This window comes from Flavobacterium sp., from assembly GCF_043720215.1.
Taxonomy (GTDB): Bacteria; Bacteroidota; Bacteroidia; order Flavobacteriales; family Flavobacteriaceae; genus Flavobacterium.
This window is the reverse complement of record NZ_JAYSSZ010000266.1, coordinates 1-7,213: the sequence shown is the minus strand read 5'-3', so window position 1 is coordinate 7,213 and position 7,213 is coordinate 1. Positions and strand designations below refer to the sequence as shown.

General features: G+C 34.2%; 6 protein-coding genes. All 6 read right to left on the bottom strand.

Annotated elements, in window-relative coordinates:
* Nucleotides 1-1,638: ribonucleoside-diphosphate reductase subunit alpha (locus tag ACHZC3_RS11840; protein WP_394760061.1), on the bottom strand; the 1,638-nt coding region annotated here is incomplete at its 3' end.
* A 200-nt stretch (nucleotides 1,639-1,838) separates the two neighbouring features.
* Nucleotides 1,839-2,816: a ribonucleotide-diphosphate reductase subunit beta gene (locus ACHZC3_RS11835; protein WP_394760060.1), complete on the bottom strand. Its 978-nt coding sequence runs from the start codon at nucleotides 2,814-2,816 to the stop codon at nucleotides 1,839-1,841.
* Nucleotides 2,817-3,063: 247 nt separating this feature from the next.
* A complete protein-coding gene (locus tag ACHZC3_RS11830) occupies nucleotides 3,064-3,633 on the bottom strand; it encodes a DUF3109 family protein (RefSeq protein ID WP_394760059.1) in 570 nt (189 codons plus the stop codon).
* Between the two features lie 121 nt (nucleotides 3,634-3,754).
* The gene (clpX, locus tag ACHZC3_RS11825; protein ID WP_394760058.1) at nucleotides 3,755-4,987 is read right to left on the bottom strand and encodes an ATP-dependent Clp protease ATP-binding subunit ClpX; all 1,233 of its coding nucleotides are present in this window, start codon (nucleotides 4,985-4,987) and stop codon (nucleotides 3,755-3,757) included.
* An 84-nt stretch (nucleotides 4,988-5,071) separates the two neighbouring features.
* Complete coding sequence (gene clpP, locus ACHZC3_RS11820; protein WP_394760057.1) at nucleotides 5,072-5,746, bottom strand: ATP-dependent Clp endopeptidase proteolytic subunit ClpP; 675 nt, start codon at nucleotides 5,744-5,746, stop codon at nucleotides 5,072-5,074.
* 207 nt (nucleotides 5,747-5,953) lie between these two features.
* Nucleotides 5,954-7,213 (bottom strand): trigger factor (locus ACHZC3_RS11815; protein ID WP_394760055.1); only part of this gene is annotated, 1,260 nt, incomplete at its 5' end.

Here is a 7,213-nt window from a genome sequence, read left to right as displayed (position 1 = left end):
GATTGCCATTTCCATAGATGCGGTTACGGCTGCGAAATATAAAGTTTCGAAAATTTCTTGATTTAGTTTTTTTGCTTCGTCACTTGTAAACGGCAAACGCAACATAATGAAGGCATCGGCCAAACCTTGCACTCCCAAGCCAATTGGACGGTGGCGTTTGTTAGAATTTTCTCCTTCAATTACGGGATAATAATTTCTGTCGATAACTTTGTTTAAGTTTCTAGTGACTCTTTTAGTTACGGTAAATAGTAAATCGTGGTTGAATTTTCCGTTTTCAACAAACATTGGTAACGAAAGTGATGCTAGGTTACAAACAGCAATTTCATCTTTGGATGTGTATTCCATAATTTCGGTACATAAGTTCGACGAACGAATGGTTCCTAGATTTTTTTGGTTCGATTTACGATTTGCTGCATCTTTGTACAACATATATGGTGTTCCAGTTTCAATTTGTGATTCTAGAATTTTTTCCCACAATTCGTGTGCTTTGATTGTTTTTCTTCCTTTCCCAGCTGCTTCATACGATTTGTAAAGCGCTTCGAATTCTTCTCCGTGCACGTCATATAATCCTGGACATTCATTAGGACACATTAAGGTCCAATTTCCGTTTTCTTCGACACGCTTCATGAATAAATCTGATGTCCACATCGCGAAGAATAAATCTCTTGCACGCATTTCCTCTTTTCCTGTATTCTTTTTCAAATCCAAGAAATCGAAAATATCGGCGTGCCAAGTTTCTATGTAAATTGCAAAACTTCCTTTACGCTTTCCTCCTCCTTGATCTACGTAACGAGCTGTATCATTGAAAACACGTAACATAGGTACAATTCCGTTTGATGTTCCGTTAGTACCACGAATGTAAGAACCTGTTGCACGAACATTGTGAATAGACAATCCAATTCCACCAGCCGATTGCGAAATTTTTGCTGTTTGTTTCAACGTGTCGTAAATTCCGTCGATACTATCATCTTGCATTGCCAAAAGGAAACAAGATGACATTTGCGGTTTTGGTGTTCCAGCATTGAACAATGTTGGTGTAGCGTGTGTAAAAAACTTTTTAGACATTAAGTCGTAAGTTTCTATTACCGATTTTAAATCATTTAGGTGAATTCCAACCGAAACACGCATTAACATGTGTTGCGGACGCTCTACAATTTTTCCGTTTATTTTCAGCAAATAAGAACGTTCCAAAGTTTTGAAACCAAAATAATCGTAATTAAAATCTCTTGTATATATAATGTGTGAATTTAAAAATTCAGCATTTTCTTGAATAACTTTATGTACTTCTTCCGACAAAAGTGGCGCTTCTTGCCCATTTCTAGGATTCACGTAATGATACATTTCGTTCATCGTTTCCGAGAAAGATTTGTTCGTATTAGAGTGTAAGTTTGAAATCGCAATTCTCGCCGCTAGTTGCGCGTAATCTGGATGTGCAATGGTCATAGAAGCCGCAGTTTCTGCCGCTAAATTGTCAAGTTCGGATGTCGAAACACCATCGTAAAGCCCCTCAATTACTCTCATAGCCACTTTTACAGCATCTACTAAATCATTCAATCCGTAACACAGTTTTTTAATTCTTTCTGTGATTTTGTCGAACATTACGGGCTCTTTGTGCCCATCTCTTTTTACTACGTACATAATTTGTTTGTTTTGTGAAAAAGCAAATCCCTTTGCAGTTTCGGGTTATTTGTAATCTTTTTTGGAAGCTAATCCCGCTATCCGCTTCAATCCACGCTAAAAAGCGTGGGATTTCCACTGCTATCGGGGCTAAGCTAATTTTCAGATTTGGGGGCTTTACTGAAAATTTCGGTATTTATTTAGTGGTATTTATTTACTTTCTAAAAATCAGCATCAAAACTAATTTTTTGCGCTTCAGAATTGGTATTCATCACACCTGCTTTTTGGTATTCGGCTACTTTTTTCTCGAAGAAGTTCGTTTTTCCTTGTAACGAAATCATATCCATAAAATCGAAAGGATTTGATGTGTTGTATTCTCTATCACAACCTAATTCTACGAGTAATCTGTCAGCAACAAATTCTAAATATTGCGTCATTAGTACAGCATTCATTCCAATTAAGGAAACAGGTAATGATTCTGTAATAAATTCTCTTTCAATATTTAAAGCATCAACAATAATACTTCTAATTCTTTCTTTTGGCACTTTGTTAACTAAGTGATGGTTATGCAAATGCACTGCAAAATCGCAGTGAACACCTTCGTCACGAGAAATCAATTCGTTCGAAAAGGTTAATCCTGGCATTAACCCACGTTTTTTCAACCAATAAATAGAACAAAATGCACCCGAAAAAAAGATTCCTTCTACCGCTGCAAAAGCAATTAAACGCTCTGCAAACGAATCAGATTCTATCCATTTCAATGCCCAATCAGCTTTTTTCTTAATCGCTGGAAAAACTTCTAAGGCATTAAATAATTCATCTTTTTCAACTTCATCTTTCACATAAGTGTCAATTAAAAGTGAATACGTTTCAGAATGAATATTTTCCATCATGATTTGAAAACCATAAAAGAATTTCGCTTCAGCATATTGCACTTCATTGACGAAGTTTTCTGCTAAATTTTCATTTACAATACCATCTGATGCAGCGAAAAAAGCTAAAATATGTTTTACAAAATAGCGTTCGTCATCAGACAGTTTATTATTCCAATCGTTTAAATCTTGAGACAAATCAATTTCTTCTGCAGTCCAGAAACTAGCTTCCATTTTTTTGTACCATTCCCAAATATCGTGGTGTTTTATTGGAAAAATCACAAAGCGATTTTTGTTTTCTTGCAAAATTGGTTCTACGGCAGCCATAGTTTATTGGTTTTTATTGTATTATAAAATTGATTTTTGTAACATTTGGGGTTTACAAAGATTGGAATTTGAATCTATAAATGAAAGAGATAGTTATTCACAATCGCCTTGAGTTTTTAACAAAGCTCTGTTTTGCAAACCAGATTAACAAAATTAATAAATAATTGTAAATCAGTTATTTAAAAACGCAAAAAAAGGTAAGGTATTGTAAAATAAGGGATTTTATTTTGCGCTTAAAAACTAAAAATTATTCGTTTTTTAGTTCTTCGGCAACCTTCTCGAGTTCGGCATACCAGTTTTCGCCAAAGCGACGAACAAGTGCTTCTTTTACAAATTTGTAAACGGGAACTTCAAGTTCTTTTCCTAATGAACAAGCTGGAGAACAAATATCCCATTTGTCATAATTTACAGCTGCAAATTCGGTAAAATCTTTGACACGAATTGGGTACAAATGACACGAAACTGGTTTTTTCCAATCGATTATTCCTTGATTGTAGGCTTGTTCTATGCCACAAAGTGCAGTTTTTCCATCAAAAATAACATAGGCACAATCTTTCTCGTCAATAAGCGGAGTTTCTTGATCTCCATCGACTCCGATATGCCAGGTTCCTTGCGCTTCGATTGCAGCAATTCCTTCTGGACGAAGCAAGTGCTTTATCTTTGGGTAAATTTCTTCTAGAATTTTAGTTTCCTCATCAAGTAATGGCGCACCTGCATCGCCATCTACACAACAAGCACCTTTACAAGCTGATAAGTTGCATACGAATTCTTTTTGAAGAATGTCTTCCGATACGATGGTTTTGCCTAGTTGAAACATGCCGCAAAGTTAGTTTAAAGTTTTTGAGTTGCAAAGTTTATTATAACTGTTCAGAAAACGAAAAATAAAACCATAAAAAAACAGGCAATTGCCTGTTTTTTTATATAACATTCGTAAAAATCTAAGATGCAATTTCTAATCGCTTCAATAAATTTTTTGTCAGTGTATGATGTGCGTATTCCTTATCTATATTCAGAATTTTATCATCTGAACTTGGTAATTCGTACATAGCATCAGTTAAGATTGCTTCACATAAAGAGCGCAATCCACGAGCTCCTAATTTATATTCTAATGCTTTATCGACAATAAAATCTAATGCTTCATCGGTAATATTAAATTCAACATCATCCATCATAAATAATTTCTGATATTGTTTGATTAAAGCATTTTTAGGTTGTGTCAAAATAGCACGCAAGGTTTCTCTATCTAAAGGATCCATGTGTGTCAATACTGGTAAACGTCCAATTATTTCTGGAATTAAACCAAAATCTTTAATGTCTTTTGGAATAATATATTGCAGTAAATTGTCTTTATCTATATTATCGACATTTTTTGAAGTACTATAACCAACCGCTTGACGGTTTAATCTTTTTGAAATAATTCTTTCAATACCATCAAAAGCGCCACCAGCAATAAATAAAATATCTTGAGTATTTACTTCTACAAATTTTTGGTCTGGGTGCTTGCGTCCTCCTTTTGGTGGAACATTTACAACGGTTCCTTCCAAAAGTTTCAATAATGCTTGTTGAACACCTTCTCCAGAAACATCACGAGTTATAGATGGATTATCACTTTTACGAGCAATTTTATCTATCTCATCGATAAAAACGATTCCTCTTTCGGCTTTAGCTACATCATAATCCGCTGCTTGAAGCAATCTAGTAAGAATACTTTCTACATCTTCTCCTACATATCCTGCTTCGGTAAGTACTGTTGCATCAACAATTGCTAACGGAACATCTAACATTTTTGCAATGGTTTTTGCTACTAATGTTTTTCCTGTTCCAGTTTGTCCCACCATGATAATATTAGATTTTTCAATCTCTACTTCGTCATGATCGTTTTGTTGCATTAATCGTTTGTAATGATTGTAAACTGCTACAGACATTACTTTTTTTGTTTGGTCTTGACCAATAACATATTGATCTAGAAAAGCTCTGATTTGTTTTGGTTTTTGCAAAACTAAATCTGAAACTTCACGTGAAACTCCACTTGTTTTTAATTCTTCCAGAACAATTCCATGCGCTTGCTCGATACATTTATCACATATGTGCGAATCGATTCCAGCAATTAACAGGTTTGTGTCTGGTTTTTTCCTTCCGCAGAAGGAGCATTCTAATTTTTCTTTTGCCATTATTTCTAGTTGCAAAGTTGCAAAGTTACAAAGCTGTAAAGGCAGAAACTCTGACCTTGAACCTTTGAACCTTTGAACCTGTATTTAACTTCTTCTCAACACTTCATCAATCATTCCGTATTCTTTTGCTTCGTCGGCAATCATCCAATAATCTCTTTCAGAATCAGCATGTACTTTATCGAAAGTTTGTCCTGAATGGTGTGATATTATTTTATACAATTCATCTTTTAGTTTCAACATTTCACGTAGATTAATCTCCATATCAGTAGCAACACCTTGCGCTCCGCCTGATGGCTGGTGAATCATTACTCTAGAATGTGGTAAAGCCGAACGTTTTCCAGCAGCTCCTGCACATAATAAAACTGCTCCCATAGAAGCCGCCATTCCTGTACAAATTGTAGCTACATCTGGTTTGATGTATTGCATCGTGTCGTAAATTCCTAATCCTGCATAAACGCTTCCGCCTGGAGAATTTAAGTAGATTTGAATATCTTTACTAGCATCGGCACTTTCTAAGAAAAGCAATTGTGCTTGTACGATGTTTGCAATTTGATCGTCTATTCCTGTTCCTAGGAATATAATTCTGTCCATCATTAATCTAGAAAAAACATCTAGTTGAGATATATTCAACTGACGTTCTTCTATAATATATGGTGTCATGTTTGTTGGTGTCATTGCACCCACTATTTTATCATAATACATTGCGTTTACACCTTGGTGCTTAGTTGCAAATTTTTTAAATTCTTTTCCGTAGTTCATTTAAATTTTAGTTTAAAAGTTTATGTATTTAAAAGTTTAAAGTTGTTGGACTAAAACCTATAGTTTTTTAATCTTAAAGCAAAGTTCGTACCTTTTATTTTATGTGACAAACTGTCTTATTGTTTTTTTAAAATTTAAAAACTTTAAAAAAAATAAGCGTCTGAATTATATTATTCAGACGCTCAAATATACTAATTATTTTATTATTTATTCGCCGTACATAGCTGCAACAAATTGCTCATAAGTAACTTCTTTTGTTGTAGGATTTGCTTTTTCTACCAATAATTGCATTAGTTTGTCTTTTGTTACTTGCTCAGACAATTTTTTTACTTCTTCTTGGTTAGATAAAACTCTTGCTACAATTCCTTCTACTTCTTGCTCTGTTGGATTTGTTTGTCCGAATTGTGCCATTTGCTGACGGATTGATCTTGATGTAAAAGATTTTAAATCCTCAAAATTAATTTTGATATCGCTTTGAGCCAAAGCACGACCTTCAATCATCTGAAAACGCAATCCTTTTTCTGAACGGTAATATTCTGCTTCTGCTTCTGCTGGTGATAATTTTTTCTCACCTACAGTTTGTAACCATTTTTTTAGGAACGCTTCTGGCAAATCGAATTTTGTATTTTCGATTAAAGCATTAATCACATCATCTGTTAGTTTTTGTTCAGCTTGCTCTGCAAACTGAGATTCAGCATCTTCTTTTATTTTTGCTTTCAAGTCAGCTAATGAAGCTACGTTTCCTTCGCCAAAAAGTTTATCAAACAATTCTTGGTTTAATTCTGCTGGTTCCGTTTCGTTAATGTTTTCGATAGTAAAGTTTACATCAACTTCAAGTCCGTGTACATCATCATGACTTACTTTTAGGAAATCCATCAACTGATGATCATCTTCGAATAAACCTTTTGTGTTTACCGTAACTACATCGCCAGATTTTTTTCCGATGAATTTTTTAGCTGTTGCTTTGTCTTTAAAAATATCTAAAGAAATAGTAATAGGATTATTTATTCCTTTTTCTTCGTTTGTAAAAATTCCTGAAACTTCTGTTTTTTCTGAAACAACATCTTGTGGAATTGCTTTTCCAAATTGTTTTTGAATACGTGTTACTTGTCCGTCGATCATTTTATCATCAGCAGTCACGATATATTTTACTACATCAGTTTTTACATCAAGATCTAAAGTGAAAAATGGTGCTAATCCTATTTCGTATTGAAAAGTTAATTCTTCCACTTCCCAGTTAAAAATTTCTTTTTCTATTGCTAATGGAGTTCCAAGAAGCGCTAATCTTTCGGTAGTGATAAATCTTTCTAAAGCTAAATCGACAACTTTCTTAACTTCTTCTTGTTTGATAGCTTTTCCGTATTGTTTTTCTACTAAATCTTTTGGCACAGCACCTTTACGAAATCCTTTTACAGTTGCTAGAGGCATTTTTTCGTTAATACGTTTTGCTACTTGTCCTTTGTAGTC